At 72.3% G+C, this 15,260-nt stretch carries 16 protein-coding genes; 7 read left to right on the plus strand and 9 right to left on the minus strand.

Annotated features, from left to right (window positions below; all coding sequences use genetic code 11):
- From SACPADRAFT_RS26950 to SACPADRAFT_RS0210805, 4 genes are all read right to left on the minus strand, one after another.
- The coding region (locus tag SACPADRAFT_RS26950; protein ID WP_007024464.1) for an acyl-CoA dehydrogenase family protein at positions 1–290 on the minus strand (290 nt) is incomplete at its 3' end.
- A complete protein-coding gene (locus SACPADRAFT_RS0210795) occupies positions 287–1,432 on the minus strand; it encodes an acyl-CoA dehydrogenase family protein (protein ID WP_007024465.1) in 1,146 nt (381 codons plus the stop codon). The genes SACPADRAFT_RS26950 and SACPADRAFT_RS0210795, both read right to left, overlap by 4 nt.
- A gap of 2 nt (positions 1,433–1,434) precedes the next feature.
- Complete coding sequence (locus tag SACPADRAFT_RS0210800; RefSeq protein WP_007024466.1) at positions 1,435–2,322, minus strand: enoyl-CoA hydratase; 888 nt, start codon at positions 2,320–2,322, stop codon at positions 1,435–1,437.
- Positions 2,319–3,890, minus strand: a complete 1,572-nt coding sequence (locus tag SACPADRAFT_RS0210805) for a FadD3 family acyl-CoA ligase (RefSeq protein ID WP_007024467.1) — start codon at positions 3,888–3,890, stop codon at positions 2,319–2,321. The genes SACPADRAFT_RS0210800 and SACPADRAFT_RS0210805 overlap by 4 nt, the downstream gene beginning before the upstream one ends.
- A 170-nt stretch (positions 3,891–4,060) precedes the next feature.
- On the opposite strand from SACPADRAFT_RS0210805, the gene SACPADRAFT_RS0210810 reads away from it, so the two are divergent.
- The 5 genes from SACPADRAFT_RS0210810 to SACPADRAFT_RS0210830 all read left to right on the plus strand — a co-directional run bounded on the left by SACPADRAFT_RS0210810 (position 4,061) and on the right by SACPADRAFT_RS0210830 (position 8,527).
- Positions 4,061–5,173: an acyl-CoA dehydrogenase family protein gene (locus tag SACPADRAFT_RS0210810; protein WP_028662388.1), complete on the plus strand. Its 1,113-nt coding sequence runs from the start codon at positions 4,061–4,063 to the stop codon at positions 5,171–5,173.
- Complete coding sequence (locus SACPADRAFT_RS0210815; RefSeq protein WP_007024469.1) at positions 5,174–5,950, plus strand: SDR family oxidoreductase; 777 nt, start codon at positions 5,174–5,176, stop codon at positions 5,948–5,950.
- 12 nt (positions 5,951–5,962) lie between these two features.
- Complete coding sequence (locus SACPADRAFT_RS0210820; RefSeq protein WP_007024470.1) at positions 5,963–6,616, plus strand: TetR/AcrR family transcriptional regulator; 654 nt, start codon at positions 5,963–5,965, stop codon at positions 6,614–6,616.
- The gene (locus tag SACPADRAFT_RS0210825; RefSeq protein ID WP_007024471.1) at positions 6,609–7,778 is read left to right on the plus strand and encodes an acetyl-CoA C-acetyltransferase; all 1,170 of its coding nucleotides are present in this window, start codon (positions 6,609–6,611) and stop codon (positions 7,776–7,778) included. The genes SACPADRAFT_RS0210820 and SACPADRAFT_RS0210825 overlap by 8 nt, the downstream gene beginning before the upstream one ends.
- Before the next feature lie 191 nt (positions 7,779–7,969).
- Positions 7,970–8,527: a sugar O-acetyltransferase gene (locus tag SACPADRAFT_RS0210830; protein WP_007024472.1), complete on the plus strand. Its 558-nt coding sequence runs from the start codon at positions 7,970–7,972 to the stop codon at positions 8,525–8,527.
- A 311-nt stretch (positions 8,528–8,838) separates the two neighbouring features.
- On the opposite strand, the gene SACPADRAFT_RS0210835 is transcribed toward SACPADRAFT_RS0210830, so the two are convergent.
- The 4 genes from SACPADRAFT_RS0210835 to SACPADRAFT_RS0210850 all read right to left on the minus strand — a co-directional run bounded on the left by SACPADRAFT_RS0210835 (position 8,839) and on the right by SACPADRAFT_RS0210850 (position 12,421).
- A complete protein-coding gene (locus SACPADRAFT_RS0210835) occupies positions 8,839–9,924 on the minus strand; it encodes an NAD(P)H-dependent flavin oxidoreductase (RefSeq protein ID WP_007024473.1) in 1,086 nt (361 codons plus the stop codon).
- A complete protein-coding gene (locus SACPADRAFT_RS0210840) occupies positions 9,921–10,670 on the minus strand; it encodes a CoA-transferase subunit beta (protein WP_007024474.1) in 750 nt (249 codons plus the stop codon). The genes SACPADRAFT_RS0210835 and SACPADRAFT_RS0210840 overlap by 4 nt, the downstream gene beginning before the upstream one ends.
- 102 nt (positions 10,671–10,772) lie before the next feature.
- On the minus strand, positions 10,773–11,636 hold the full coding sequence (locus SACPADRAFT_RS0210845) for a CoA transferase subunit A (RefSeq protein ID WP_007024475.1): 864 nt from the start codon (positions 11,634–11,636) through the stop codon (positions 10,773–10,775).
- Entirely contained in the window at positions 11,636–12,421 is a 786-nt protein-coding gene (locus SACPADRAFT_RS0210850) for an enoyl-CoA hydratase family protein (protein ID WP_007024476.1), read from the minus strand. The genes SACPADRAFT_RS0210845 and SACPADRAFT_RS0210850 overlap by 1 nt, the downstream gene beginning before the upstream one ends.
- Before the next feature lie 77 nt (positions 12,422–12,498).
- On the opposite strand from SACPADRAFT_RS0210850, the gene SACPADRAFT_RS0210855 reads away from it, so the two are divergent.
- Positions 12,499–13,317, plus strand: coding sequence for an SDR family oxidoreductase (locus SACPADRAFT_RS0210855; RefSeq protein WP_007024477.1), 819 nt, complete (start codon positions 12,499–12,501; stop codon positions 13,315–13,317).
- Positions 13,314–14,219 (plus strand): SDR family oxidoreductase, encoded by a 906-nt coding sequence (locus SACPADRAFT_RS0210860; RefSeq protein WP_007024478.1) that lies wholly within the window; start codon positions 13,314–13,316, stop codon positions 14,217–14,219. Before SACPADRAFT_RS0210855 ends, SACPADRAFT_RS0210860 begins: the two co-directional genes overlap by 4 nt.
- Positions 14,220–14,261: 42 nt before the next feature.
- Here SACPADRAFT_RS0210860 and SACPADRAFT_RS0210865 read toward each other — a convergent pair whose 3' ends face one another.
- On the minus strand, positions 14,262–15,026 hold the full coding sequence (locus SACPADRAFT_RS0210865) for a tyrosine-protein phosphatase (protein ID WP_007024479.1): 765 nt from the start codon (positions 15,024–15,026) through the stop codon (positions 14,262–14,264).
- Positions 15,027–15,260 lie beyond the last annotated feature (234 nt).

Raw genomic sequence — 15,260 nt, forward strand, 5'->3', positions numbered from 1 at the left:
AGCGCGGGCAGCACCGCCGCGGTGTCCACCCACGGGCCGGGTACGGCGTGGTATCCGAGCCGCTCGAAGGCCACCACCGAGTCCACCGCGGTGGCGCCGAGCCCGTCGAACCGCTCCGGCACGGCCAGGGCCGGGACCCCGGTCTCGGCCAGCGACTTCCAGAGCCGCAGTCCGGAGCCGTGGTCGCCGCGGGCCCACGCCCGGTTCGCCGCGGCGGTGTCCGCGTCGGTCAACAGTGCGTCCAGGCTCGCGGCGAACTCGTGCTGTTCGGCCGACAGTGCGAATCTCACCGTTGCCCCCTCGGCAGTCCCAGCAGCCGTTCGGCCACCACGTTGCGCTGGATCTGGTCGGTCCCGCCGTAGATCGGGCCGGCCAGGGAGAACAGCCAGCCCTCCGGCCAGCCGGAGGCGTGCCGCAGTTCGGCGTCCGGGCCGAGCAGGTCCAGCGCCGTCTCGTGCAGTCCGACGTCCAGGTGCGACCAGAACAGCTTGTTCACGCTCGACTCCGGACCCAGCTCGCCGCCCTCGGCCAGTCGGGTCACCGTGCCGAAGGTGTAGAGCTGGTAGGCCCGCGCGTCGATCCAGGCGTCGGCCACCCGCCGTGCGGTGTCGCTGTCGGTGGTCCCGTCGGACTCCGCCCACAGCCGCACCAGCCGGTCGGCGGCGGCGAGGAACCGGCCCGGCGCGCGCAGCGACAGCCCCCGCTCGTTGTTCGCGGTGGTCATCGCCACGCGCCAGCCGTCACCCGGCTCGCCGATCACGTCGGCGTCCGGCACGAACACGTCGTCCAGGAAGATCTCGGCGAAGCCCGGCTCGCCGTCCAGTTGGGGGACGGGCCGCACCGTGACGCCGTCGGCGCGCAGGTCGAACATCAGATACGTCAGCCCCCGGTGCCGCTCGCTGTCCGGGTCGCTGCGGAACAGGCCGAACGCCCGGTCGGCGAACGCGGCCCGGGAACTCCACGTCTTCTGCCCGGACAGCAGCCAGCCGCCGTCGGTGCGGCGCGCGGTGCTGCGCAGGGCGGCGATGTCACTGCCCGCCTCCGGCTCGGACCACGCCTGCGCCCACACCTGCTCGCCGCGCGCCATCGGCGGCAGGATGCGTGCGCGCTGCTCCGGTGTCCCGTGCGAGAACAGCGTGGGGGCCAGCATGAAGATGCCGTTCTGCCCCACCCGGCCGGGCGCACCGGCCGCGTAGTACTCCTGTTCGAACAGCACCCAGTCGAGCAGGCTCGCGTCCCGGCCGCCGAACTCCTCCGGCCACGCCACGACCGACAGCCGCGCCTGCGCCAGCTCGGCCTCCCACCGGCGGTGCTGGGCGAACCCCTCGGCGGTGTCGAACGAGGCCAACGGCTCGGCGGGCACGTGCTCGGCCAGCCACGCGCGCACCTCGTCGCGGAACGCCCTGCTGTGTTCGTCCGGTTCCAGATCCATCGTCAGCTCCCGGACCCGGTGCCGCTCTCGCGCATCGAGCGGGCGTTCTGCCCACCGAGCGAGTCCCCGCCGGAGACCTCGGCGTTGTGCGCGTGCGCGAAGTGGTGCAGGCCGAACGCCGCGTCCATGCCGGTGCGCATGCCCATCTGGTCCTCGGCCTGGTTGACGGCCTTCTTCGCCAGCGCCAGACCGAACGTCGGCATCTCGGCGATCTTCTCCGCCAGCTCCAGCGTCCGCTGCTCCAGCTCCACGCGCGGCACGACGCGGTTGAGCATGCCCCACTCGCGGGCCTGCTCGGCGCTGAACCGTTCCCCGGTGAACAGCACCTCCTTGGCCGCCCGCGGCCCGAGCACCCACGGGTGCGCGAAGTACTCGACCCCGGGGATGCCCATGCGCACCACCGGGTCGGCGAAGAACGCGTCGTCCGAGGCCACGATCAGGTCGGCCACCCACGCCAGCATCAGCGCCCCGGCGATGCACGCGCCCTGCACGCTGGCGATCATCGGCTTCGGGATCTCCCGCCACCGCCGGCACATGCCCAGATACACCTCGGACTCGCGGGCGAACCGCTGGTCCCCGCCCGCCCGGCCGACGTGGTCCCACCACAGCACGGCCGTGTTGTCGTAGTGCACGTCGGTGTCCCGGCCCGGGGTGCCGATGTCGTGGCCCGCCGAGAAGTGCTTGCCCGCCCCCGCGAGCACGATCACCGTCACCTCGTCGTCGTCCACGGCCCGTTGGAACGCCGCGTCCAGGGCGTAGGTCATCACGGAGTTCTGCGCGTTGCGGTACTCCGGGCGGTTCATCGTCACCACCGCCACCGGGCCGCGTCGCTCGTAACGCACGACCTCCTCGTTCCAGGCGGCCGGGCCGGGGTTGTCGCTGCCGCTCATCGTGTCTCCTCGTTCCTGCCGTGTTCGTCGCGCAGCGTGCGCTTGAGGACCTTGCCCGCGGGGTTGCGCGGCAGGTCGTCGCGGAACTCGACCTGCCGGGGCACCTTGAAGTTCGCCAGCCGCTCCCGGCAGTGCCCGAGCACGTCGTCGGCGGTGAGCGTGGCCCCGGCGCGGCGGACGACGAACGCCTTGCCGACCTCGCCGAGCCGCTCGTCCGGAACGCCGACGACGGCCGACTCGGCCACTCCGTCCAGCCGGGCGAGCACCTGTTCCACCTCGGCCGGGTAGACGTTGAACCCGCCGCAGATGTACATGTCCTTGATCCGGTCAGTGATCGTGAGATACCCGCGCTCGTCGAGCACACCGACGTCGCCGGTGTGCAGCCAGCCGTCCGCGTCGATCGCCTCGGCGGTGGCCGCCGGGTCGTCCAGGTAACCGAGCATCGTGTTCGGGCCGCGCAGCAGGATCTCACCGGAGTCGGCCAGCGCGACCTCGAAACCCGCCGCGGCGCGCCCGCTGGTGCGCGCGACCGTCTCCGCGTCGTCGTCCGGGGCGCACATCGTGGCCACCACGGCCTCGGTGAGCCCGTAGGCGGTGAGCACCACGTCGAAGCTGAGCTCGGACCGCATCCGCTCCACCAACGCGACCGGCACCGTGGCCGCGCCGGTGACCGCCACCCGCAGACTGTCCAGATCGAACTCCGAGCGCTCGGCCGAGTCGAGCATCGTCTGGTAGATCGTCGGGGGGCCCGGCAGGATCGTCACCCGCTCGGCCTCGATCGTGCGCATCGTCGTGGTCACGTCGAAGGTGCGCTGCGGCAGCAGGGTCGCCCCGCGCAGCAGCGCGACGAGGATGCCCGCCTTGTAGCCGAAACTGTGGAAGAACGGGTTGATCACCAGGTACCGGTCGCCCGCGGCGACGGTGGCGCGGTCGGCCCACGCCCGCGCCACGCCGAGCGACCTGCGGTGGCTGGTCAGCGCCCCCTTGCTGCGGCCGGTGGTGCCCGAGGTGAACAGGATATCGCTGAGGTCGTCGGCGTCCACCGCGCGTGCGCGCTCGTCCACCGCGGCCAGTTCGGCGGCGTCCGCGTCGGCCACGAGTGCGTCCAGGTCCCGCCACTCGGTCACGTCGGCGCGGGCCTCGGGTTCGGACTCCACGGGAACGCGCACGATCAGCGGCAGCGCGCCCAGCCCCGCCCGGTGCAACTCGTCGATCCGCTCGACGCCGAGGAACGGTCCCGCCACCACGAGCGCCTTCGCCGCGCTGCGGGTGACGAGGTCGAGCATCTCCGGCCCGGTGAACCGGGTGTTGACCGGGACGAGGGTCGCGCCCGCGTAGAGCGTGCCGAGCGCGGCGACGACCCAGTGGTGGGTGTTCGGCGCGCAAATCGCCACCCGGTCACCCGGTTCGACACCGCGGCGGGACAACACCGTCGCGAACCGGCGCGCCCGCTCGTACAGTTCGGCCCAACTCAGCCGCACCTCGCCGTCGACGACGGCCTCGCGGTCGCCGAACTCGTGTGCGGCCCGGACGAGGGCCGCCGGAATCGTGGCTGGTGCCGTTTCCACGAAGACCTCCCTAGCAAGTGCTTGGTAGGGTAGCCTACGCACGAACGGCCGTGTTGAAAACCAGCCTTCGAGGAGGTCTGCCCGTGTCCGACACCGTGTCCGGCCCAGGGGCCGGGGCCGCGAGCGCGACCGGCACCGACCCGGAGGCCGCGGGCGAATTCCGCGAGCGGGTGCGGACCTGGCTCGCCGAGAACCTCACCGGCGAGTTCGCCGCACTGCGCGGCCTGGGCGGCCCGGGGCGCGAGCACGAGGCCTTCGACGAACGGCTGGCGTGGGAACGGCACCTGGCCGCCGCGGGCTGGACCTGCGTGGGCTGGCCGGTCGAACACGGCGGTCGGGGTGCGTCCCTGACCGAGCAGGTGATCTTCCACGAGGAGTACGCCCGCGCGGACGCGCCCGCCAAGGTCAGCCACCTCGGCCAGGAACTGCTCGGCCCGACGCTGATCGCCTTCGGTACCCCGGAGCAGCAGCGCCGGTTCCTGCCGCCGATCGTGTCGGTCGACGAACTGTGGTGCCAGGGCTACTCCGAGCCCGGGGCCGGGTCCGACCTGGCCGCGGTGTCCACCACCGCGCACCGCGACGGCGACGAGTGGGTGCTGCACGGGCAGAAGGTGTGGACGTCGCTGGCGCACGTGGCCGACTGGTGCTTCGTGCTCGCCCGCACCGAACCCGGCTCGCAGCGGCACCGGGGCCTGTCCTACCTGCTGGTGCCGATGGACCAGGACGGCGTCGAGGTGCGGCCGATCCGCCAGCTCACCGGCACGTCCGAGTTCAACGAGGTGTTCTTCGACGGTGCCCGCACCCGCGCGGACCTCGTCGTCGGCGAACCCGGCGAGGGATGGACGGTGGCGATGGGCACGCTCGGCTTCGAGCGCGGCGTGGCCACCCTCGGCCAGCAGGTGGGCTTCCGCCGGGAACTGCGGGCGCTGACCGACCTGGCGCGGCGCACCGGCGCCGCCGACGACCCGGCCGTGGCCGAACGGCTGGCCCGGTCCTGGACGGGGCTGGAGGTGATGCGGGCGCACGCGCTGCGCACCCTCGGGGACACCGCGCCCGGGGTGGCCGAGGTGTCCAAGCTCGTCTGGGCCACCTGGCACCGCGAGCTCGGCGAGCTGGCGATGCTCGTGCGCGGCGCCGCGGGCATGGTCGCCACCGACGATCTCGACGAGTGGCAGCGCCTGTTCCTGTTCAGCCGCGCCGACACGATCTACGGCGGCTCGAACGAGATCCAACGCAACATCATCGCCGAGCGCGTGCTCGGCCTGCCGAGGGAGAAGCGATAAGTGATACCGCTGCCGGACTATCCCCAGGGGCGTGACCTGCTGCGCGACAAGGTGGTGCTGGTCACCGCCGCCGCCGGGACGGGCATCGGCTCGGCCGTGGCCCGGCGCAGCCTGGAGGAGGGCGCGAAGGTCGTGCTCAGCGACCGGCACGAGCGCAGGCTCGGTGAGACCCGCGACGAACTGGCCGAACTGGGCGAGGTGCACGCAGTGCCGTGCGACGTCACCGACGAGGACCGGGTCCGCGCGCTGGTCGACGGCGCCGTCGACCGGTTCGGCCGGATCGACGTGCTGATCAACAACGCCGGACTCGGGGGCAGTGCCTCGATCCTGGACATGACCGACGACCAGTGGTCGTCCGTGCTCGACGTGACGTTGAACGGCACGTTCCGGGTGACCCGCGCCGTGTTGCGGCGGTTCGTCGAGCAGGGCGGCGGGGGAGCGGTGGTGAACAACGCCTCGGTGATCGGCTGGCGCGCGCAGGGCGAGCAGGCCCACTACGCCGCCGCCAAGGCCGGGGTGATGGCCCTGACCCGCAGCGCGGCGGTGGACGTGGCCGGGCACGGCATCCGCGTGAACGCCGTCGCGCCGAGCCTGGCCATGCACCCGTTCCTGGCGAAGGTCACCAGCGACGAGCTGCTCGACGAACTGACGGGGCGCGAGGTGTCCGGCCGGGCCGCCCAGCCGTGGGAGGTCGCCAATGTCATGGTCTTCCTCGCCAGTGACTACGCTTCGTATCTGACGGGCGAGGTCATCTCGGTGAGCAGTCAGCACGCGTAGGGACGAGGACGGATGAACGGGAGCACGGCGCGCACCCGGCGGTCGCGCACGAACGGATCGGGACGGCGGGCGGAACTGCTCGCCCTGGCGGCACGGTTGTTCGCCGAACGCGGCTACGTCTCGACCACCGTGCGCGACATCGCCGACGCCGCCGGCATCCTCTCCGGCAGTCTGTACCACCACTTCGACTCCAAGGAGTCGATGGCCGACGAGATCCTGCGGGGCTTCCTCGACGACCTGTTCGGCACCTACGCCGAGATCATGGACTCCGGCCTCGGCCCGCGCAGGACCCTCGAAGCGGTGGTGCGGGCGTCGTTCCGGTCCATCCACGACCACCCCGCCGAGGTCGCGATCTACCAGAACGAGGCCAAACACCTCACCCAGCTGGAGCGCTTCGCCTACATCGACGAGCGCAACGTCGAGTTCCGCGACCTCTGGCGCACCATCCTCGGCGACGGCGTGCGCGACGGCGTCTTCCGCGCCGACCTGGACATCGAACTGGTCTACCGCTTCATCCGCGACACCGTGTGGGTGGCGGTGCGCTGGTACAACCCCGAGGGCACGCTCTCGGCCGACGACGTCGCACAGCAGTACCTCGGCATCCTGCTCGACGGGATCGCCACCCGCCGCAGGCGGGCCACGAAGACGGGAGACACCCATGGCTGACCGAGCCGACCGACCGCAGGCCTATATCCTCGACGCGGTGCGCACACCGGTCGGGAAACGCGGCGGCGCGCTGTCCGAGGTGCACAGTGCCGACCTGGCCGCGCACGTACTGAACGCCGCCGTGACCCGCACCGGGGTGGACCCCGAGCGGGTGGACGACGTGATCCTCGGCTGCACCGACACGATCGGCCCGCAGGCGGGCAACATCGCCCGCACCGCGTGGCTGGCCGCGGGCCTGCCGGACCAGGTGCCCGGCGTCACCGTGGACCGGCAGTGCGGCTCCAGCCAGCAGGCCGTGCACTTCGCCGCGCAGGCGGTGCTGTCCGGCACCGTCGACTGCGTGGTCGCCGGCGGGGTGCAGAACATGAGCGCGGTCCCGATCAGCGCGGCCATGCTCGCCGGACGCGAGTTCGGCTTCGACGACCCGTTCTCCGGCTCGGAGGGCTGGCGGAAACGCTACGGCGACGAGGAGGTCTCCCAGTTCCGCAGCGCCGACATGATCGCCGAACACTGGGACCTCTCCCGCGAGGCGATGGAGCGTTTCGCCTACACCAGCCACCAGCGGGCGCTGGCCGCGATCGACGAGGGCCGTTTCGACGCCGAGACCGTGCCGTTCGGCGGGTTGACCCACGACGAGGGCCCGCGCCGGGGCACCACCCCGGAGAAGATGGCCGCCCTGCAGCCACTGAGCCCGGACTCACGCATCACCGCCGCGGTGGCCAGCCAGATCTCCGACGGCGCGAGCGCGGCCGTGCTCGCCTCGGAGTCGTTCGTCGCCGAGCACGGCCTGACCCCGAAGGCGCGGGTGCACCACCTGTCGGTGCGTGCGGCCGACCCGGTGTGGATGCTCACCGGCCCCATCCCGGCCACCGCGCACGCGCTGCGCCGCACCGGCCTGTCGGTGGACGACATCGACCTGTTCGAGGTGAACGAGGCCTTCGCCAGTGTCGTACTGGCGTGGCTGGAGGAGACCGGCGCCGACCCGGAACGGGTCAATGTCAACGGCGGCGGCATCGCCCTGGGCCACCCCATCGGCGCCACCGGCACGAAACTGCTGGCCACGATGCTGCACGAACTCGAACGCCGCGACGGCCGCTACGCCCTCCAGACCATGTGCGAAGGCGGCGGCACCGCCAACGTCACCCTCCTCGAACGCCTGTAACCCCGGCCCCTGCCCACCCCACCCCACCCCGCGAGTCGCCACCCCAAAACGGCGAGTTGCCACCCCAAAACGGCGAGTTGACACTCCAGGACCGCGAGTCGCCGTTCCAGGGCGGCGAGTCGACACTCCATACCCGCGGATTGACGGCTCCGTGCCCGAGGGTCGACGGTTCCGGGCGCTAGGCTGCCCCGATGGGTGAGCACAAGGACCGGATGCTGCGCGGCGACCTGTACCGGGACGACGACCCGGAACTGGTCGCCGACCGGCTGGCGGCCGGACGGTTGGTGGACGAGTTCAACGCCACCCGCGCGGACGAGTCCGACCGGCGCGCCGGGATCCTGCGGGAACTCTTCGGCAGGTTCGGCACCGGATCGTGGATCATGCCCAGCCTGCGGTGCGACTACGGCTACAACGTCGAGATCGGCGACAACAGTTTCGTCAACTACGACGCCGTCCTGCTCGACTGCGCCCGGATCCTCATCGGCGACGACGTCTCGATCGGTCCCCGTGCCCAGCTGCTCACCCCACTGCACCCGATGGCCGACCACGAGGCGCGCAGACAGCGGTGGGAGAGCGCGGCACCGATCACGATCGGCGACAACACCTGGCTGGGGGGCGGGGTCCTCGTCTGCGCCGGGGTCACCCTCGGCGACGACACGGTCGTCGGCGCGGGCAGCGTCGTGACCCGGGACCTGCCGCCCCGCGTCTTCGCGGCGGGCAACCCCTGCCGCGTCATCCGGCCGCTGTGACCGGACGACGCGGCGCGGTGCAGAACCCCGGTGCCCGGGCCGGCGCCATCGGGTCGGACAGACTCCTCCGGGGTAGTGCGACCACGTTGCGATCCTCGCCAGCTGCGGAGGGCTGACGCCACCCTGGCCGAGCAGGCACAATCCTCGCGCCAGAGGGTGCACGCTATCACGACGTTATCGACATGCCCGGGAAGCGCCTGGGGAACCCCGGGCGTGTCGCGGGATGCTTCCGGTCCCGAAGCGGCCTCGGGACGCCAACTCGCCGGCCTGGAACGGCAACTCGCGGGTCTGGGGCGGCAACTCGCGGGGGGTCAGGGGAGGGAGGAGAGGTGGGTGTGGGCTTCGGTGACCATGGTCTCCACCAGGTCGGCGACGGTGGGGAGGTCGTCGAGGAGGCCGACGACCTGGCCGGAGGCGAGGACGCCTGCGTCCGTCTCGCCGCGGACCAGGCCCGCGCGCAGCAGCATCGGGGTGTTGGCCGCCATGAGCACCTGCGCCCAGGTGCGGTCGCCGGAGCGTTTCATCGCCCGCCCCTCGGTGAGCATCGACCGCCACGAGACCCCGGTGAGTCTGCGGAACCGGATCGCGTTGCGCACCGCGCGGGCGAGGCCGGTGACGGCGCCGGAGCGTTCCAGCGAGTCCACCAGGTCCGTGCGCAGCACGCGGTGCGGCAGGCCGTCCACCTTGCGGGTGACGACGGTGTCGGTCAGCCCACGCGCCAGGTAGGCGCGTTTGACCTCGTCCGGCACGGTGCTCTCCCGCGTGAGCAGGAAGCGCGTGCCCATCGCCACCCCCGCCGCGCCGTAGGCGAGCGCGGCGGCCAACCCGCGGCCGTCGTAGAACCCGCCCGCCGCCACCACGGGGATGTCCACCGCATCCAGCACGGACGGCAACAGCAGGGTGGTGGCGACCCCGCCGGTGTGCCCGCCGCCCTCGCCGCCCTGCACGATCACCGCGTCGGCGCCCCACGAGGCGACCTTCGCCGCGTGTTTGGCCGCGCCCACCGAGGGGATGACGACCACGCCCGCGTCCTTCAGTTTCGCGATCATCTCCGGACGCGGGGCGAGGGCGAACGAGGCCACCCGCACGCCCTCGCGGATGAGCAGGTCCACCCGGTCCCCGGCGTCCTCGGCGTCGGCCCGCAGGTTCACCCCGAACGTCCGGTCCGTGCGGCTTTTCACCTCGGCGACGGCCTGCTCCAGCTCGTCGTAGGTCATCGTGGCCGAGGCGAGGATGCCCAGGCCGCCCGCCTCGGCGGTGGCCGAGACCAGCCGGGGCCCGGCGACCCAGCCCATCCCGGTCTGCACCACCGGATGCCGCACGCCGACCAGGTCGGTCAGCGGCGTGCGCAGGGCCGGGGGCTCCGGCGCCGCGTCCGTCGCTCCGGTCTCCGTCACGACGGGACCTCCTTCTCCCGGGTGCCCTTGGGGTCGATCACCTCGCGCAGCAGGCGCAGCTCCTCGTCGGTGGGCAGCCTGGTCTCCCTCACGGCGCCGGTGTCCAGCTCGAAACCGGTGGCCGCGACGACCTCGTCCACCGACACCCCGGGATGGGTGGACACCAGCCGCAGGGTGTTGTCCGGCCCGGCGAAGTCCAGCACCGCCAGGTCGGTGACCACGCGGTACACGTCGTGGTACTTCGCCGCGCCCGGCCCGGCGGCGCGGGCGCGGTCGTACCCGACACCGGAGACGACGTCGACGTGGTCGGTGAACACCCGCCGGCTGTGTTTCGGCACCCAGTAGCTGGTGCGGTTGTTCACCGTGTTCCCCGGGCCGCCGCGCACTCCGAGCAGCTGCTTCGTCGGCCGGGCGTGTTCGCCGATGGCGGAGATGTTCTGGTTGCCGAACCGGTCCAACTGGCTGGCGCCCATCACCACGTGCCGCCTGCCGTGCGGCACGACGGTGTCCAGCACCGCGCGGAACGGCTGCCAGCCCTCCACGACCGGCTCGCCCACGCCCGGTGTGTTCGCGAGCAGGGACGCCTCCCCGTCGGTGAGCAGGATGTCCGGTGCGAAGGTCATCCGGGCGAGCTTCGCCCCGATCGACGGGGTCAGGCCCATCGGGCTGACGACGATCTCGCCGTCGGTGCGGAACAGCTCCGCACACGCCACCGCCGCGACCTCGGCGCGGGTCGCGTCACTCATGCCGCCTCCTGTCGTCGTGGTGTCCGGGTGCGCGCACGCCGCCTGTGGTGTGCCGCGGGGCACCCGCACCCGGTCGGTGTCGCGAGCACCGGGGATGGTCGCTCACGCCGCCTCCTGACCGAACCGCCGGATCTCGGCCTGGTACCGCTGCTCGTCGCCGGAGAGGAACCGGTCGACGAATCCCGGCCAGGCGTCCGGGTCCTTGGCGCAGGCGACGTAGTGGCGTTGGAACGCCTCGTCGCGGCCGTAGTCCGGTGCCGCCGTGGTGAAGTGCGCTCCGTTCGGGGTCTCCACGACACCGTCCACGGCGGACCGGTTCAGCAGCAGGCTCTGCACCGGACCCTCGTCGGTCAGCGCGTTCGTGTCCACGATCCGCTCGGTGGACAGGAAGCATCTGTCCGCCGCGAGCGCGAACACGTCGTCGAAGTACGGGTCCGGTCCGAGGTACTGGCCGTTGCCGCGGGCGTCGGCGCGGTTGAGGTGCACCAGCGCCGCGTCCAGCCGCAGCGGCGGCACGGCCAGCAGTTCTTCCCCGTCGTCGTACGGGGAACGGACCGTGCGCAGCTCCGGGTTGAGCCGGGTGACGTCCGAGCCGAGCCCGGCGCGGGTCGGCAGGAACGGCAGCCGCCGGGCCGCCGCCGTCAGCGCGGTGGCGAACACGCCCTCGTCGTACTCGGTCACCGCGAGGTCGCCGGACTCCCGCGCCCGGCCGAACCACGGGTCCAGGGCCACCGAGTCGAGCGTGACGAACCCGAACACCAGTCTGCGGATCTTCCCCGCCGAGGCGAGCAGGCCGACGTCCGGACCGCCGTAGGAGACGACGGTCAGGTCGGTCAGCGACGAGCGCAGGATCGCCCGCACCAGCGCCATCGGTTTGCGCCGTGAACCCCAGCCGCCGATGCCGACGGTCATCCCGTCGGACAGCTCGGCGACCACCTCGTCGGCGGTCATCCGTTTGTCGGCCATCACTGCCCCCTGTGGTCGTCTCCGTCGGCGGGGTTGTCGCCGTGGTCCAGGAACTCCTGCCGGGCGGAGTCGGAGACCCCGGACAGGTTGAGCTCGAAGGTGAAGCCCTGCTCGAACCGGTAGCTGCGGTGCACCGGCTGCGGGTCGATCCCGTTGATCGCCTCCTTGGCCGCGCGGATCACCCGGGTGTCCTTCTCGCCGATCGTGCGGGCGAGTTCCATGGCGGCGTCGTCCAACTGTCCACGGGGGACGACCCGGTGCACGGAACCGTGGTGGTGCAGCTGGTGGGCGTCCACGGTGCTCGCGGTGTAGTACAGGGTGCGCATCATGTGCTGCGGCACCAGGCGGGCGAGGTGGGTGGCCGCCCCGAGCGCGCCCCGGTCCACCTCGGGCAGTCCGAAGGTGGCGTCGTCGGCGGCCACGATCACGTCGGCGTTGCCGACCAGCCCGATCCCGCCGCCGAGGCAGAACCCGTGTACGGCGGCCACCACCGGCACCGCGCACTCGTAGACCGCGGCGAACGCGGCCGCGCAGCCCCGGTTCGCGCCGATCAGCGCGGCGTATCCGGCATCGTTCTGGATCTCCTTGATGTCCACGCCGGCGTTGAAGCCGCGCCCCTCGGCGCGCAGCACCACGACGTGACACTCCGGGTCCCGTCCGGCGGCCGTGACCGCGTCGGCGAGGTCGAACCAGCCCTGCGCCGGCAACGCGTTGACCGGCGGCGAATGCACCGTCACCACGGCGATTCCGGGATCGGCGCGGGAGGTGGTGATGACGTCAGCCATTCGACTTCCTAACCTAGCACTTGCTTGGTAAGTTAGCAGTGTGCCTGACGCGAGTACAGGCCGGAAGGAGGAACGGCGTGGCGCTCGACTGTGACCTCGACGGCGCGGTGGCGCTCGTCACCGGCGGCGTCCGGGGAGTGGGCTCCGGGATCACCCGGGCCCTGCGGGCCGCGGGGGCACGGGTGGTGATCTGCGCGCGGAACGAGCCGGACACGCTCGACGACGGCGTCGAGTTCGCCACCTGCGACGTGCGGGATCCGGACGACGTCGGCCGCCTCGTCGACGGGCTCGTCGCGCGACACGGACGGCTCGACGTCGTGGTGAACAATGCGGGCGGTGCCCCGTTCGCCGACGCTGCGGACGCCTCCCCGAACTTCCACTCCAAAGTGGTCGCGCTGAACCTGCTCGCCCCGCTCACCGTCGCCCAGCGGGCGAACGCCGTGATGCAGCGGCAGGACTCCGGCGGCGCGATCGTCAACATCTCCAGCGTCAGCGGCGCACGCCCGTCCCCGGGCACGGCCGCGTACGGCGCGGCCAAGGCGGGTCTGGAGAACCTGACCACGAGCCTGGCGATCGAGTGGGCACCGAAGGTGCGGGTGAACGCGGTCCGCGTGGGGATGGTGGAGACCGAACGGGCCGCGATGCACTACGGCGACGCCGAGGGCGTGGCGGCGGTCGGGGCCACCGTGCCGGTGGGCAGGCTCGCGCGGCCGGAAGAGATCGGGGACTGCGTGGCGTTCCTCGCCTCGGCGTGCGCCTCCTACGTCAGCGGCTCGGTGCTGACCGCGCACGGCGGGGGAGAGGTGCCCGCCTTCCTCGCGGCGGCCAACACCGACACCGCGACCCCGTCCGGTACCGGGCGGGACGGTCAGCAGCGGAACAGGGAGCAGGCGTGAGCGGAATCGTGCGGGATCGGGTCGTCGTCGTCACCGGAGCCGGACGCGGGATCGGCCGGGAACATGCCCTCGCCTTCGCCCGGGAGGGCGCGAAGGTGGTGGTCAACGACGTCGGGGTCGCCCTGGACGGCAGCGGCACCTCGGGCGGCCCGGCCGAGCAGGTCGTCGCCGAGATCACGGCGTCCGGCGGCGAGGCGGTGGCCAACACCGACGACGTCGCCGACTGGGCCGGTGCCGAGCGGGTGGTGGGCACCGCGCTGGAGACGTTCGGCCGGCTCGACGTGCTGGTGAACAACGCCGGGTTCCTGCGGGACCGGATGCTGGTCAACCTGGACGAGCAGGAGTGGGACGCGGTGCTGCGGGTCCACCTCAAGGGACACTTCGCGATGCTGCGGCACGCGGCGGCGCACTGGCGCGCCGAGGCGAAGGCGGGGCGCACCCCGGACGCGCGCATCATCAACACCAGTTCCGGCGCGGGTCTGCTGGGCAGCGTCGGCCAGGGCAACTACTCGGCGGCCAAGGCCGGGATCGCCGGGCTCACCCTGGTGGCCTCCGCCGAACTGGCCCGCTACGGCGTCACGGTGAACGGCATCGCCCCCGCCGCGCGGACCCGGATGACCGAGACCGCGTTCGCCGACGACATGGCCGCCCCCGACGGCGGGTTCGACGCCATGGACCCGGGCAACGTCTCGCCGCTGGTGGTGTGGCTGGGCAGTGCCGAGTCCGCGCACGTCAACGGGCGGATGTTCGAGGTGGACGGTGGCCGGGTGTGCCTGATGCAGAGCTGGCGGCACGGTCCCGAGGAGGACAAGGGTTCCCGGTGGGAGCCGGGCGAACTCGGTCCCGTCGTGCGGAAACTGGTCGACGCGGCCCCGGAGCCGGAGCCCGTCTACGGGGCGTGAGTCTCCGGCGTGCCCGGTGCGAACCCCGGGCACGCCGGAGACTCAGCCGCGCAGTTTGCGGTACAGCGCGTCGAGTTCGTCGTCGGTGAAGCCGTTGCGGCCGAGTACGTCGGTCACCCCGCCGTGCCGCTTGTCGATCTGTTCGAGGAACGCCTCCATCGTCTCCTCGCGGGGACGGTGGTGGTCCTCGGGCACCTTGTCGATGTCCCCGGCGTAGGTCGCCGAGGAGCGCAGCCGGTCGAGGATCCGCGGCAGTCGCTGGCCGGTGGCGGCGTAGTCGCGGATGATGTCCTCCCGCCGCGCGCCCGCGACGCTGAGGGCGAAGGCGACCACGACGCCGGTGCGGTCCTTGCCCGCCGCGCAGTGCACCAGTGAGGCGCCGGGGGAGCCGTTCACCGCGCGCAGGGCGGCGACGATGCTGTCCGGCCGGTGCTCGACGTAGCCGAGGTAGTGCGCGGTCGACGGGTCGCCCGGGTAGCGCTGCTCCTCCCGTTGCCGCCGCACCAGCAGTGCCTCGGCCGAGGCGTCGTAGGCGTGGTCGGGGATGAGCGAGTGGTTGACGTGGGTGATGTGCTCCAGCCGGGTCAACGGGGTGGGACCCTCCGCGTTGACCTCGGACCGCGACCGCAGGTCCACCACCGTGCTCAGCCGGAGCTGCTCGGTCAGCAACGTGACGTCGCCAGGGGAGAGGTCCTGCAGGTTGTCCGACCGCAGCAGCCGACCCGGGGCGGTCTTGTCCCCGTCGGTCGTCGGGATGCCCCCGACGTCACGGACGTTCACGGCACCTTCGAGATCCAACCACAACACACGCTCATTCTGGCACCCGGACCCCCGCCCCGCCCACAGATCCGCAACCTTCTCACATAATCCCGTACCCGGGGAATATCCGCGCGTGCGCCGGCTGCGCCGGGTGTGCCGTGAAGGACCCCTTCCCTGCGTCCTGTGCAGTGAAGGAGTCCCTCGCTGCGGCACACGCCGGGAAGGGGTCCTTCACGGCAACCCCCGCAGGGCGGTGACGACGGCGTCGGCGGCGGCGTGCGG

Source organism: Saccharomonospora iraqiensis subsp. paurometabolica YIM 90007, assembly GCF_000231035.2.
Taxonomy (GTDB): domain Bacteria; phylum Actinomycetota; class Actinomycetes; order Mycobacteriales; family Pseudonocardiaceae; genus Saccharomonospora; species Saccharomonospora paurometabolica.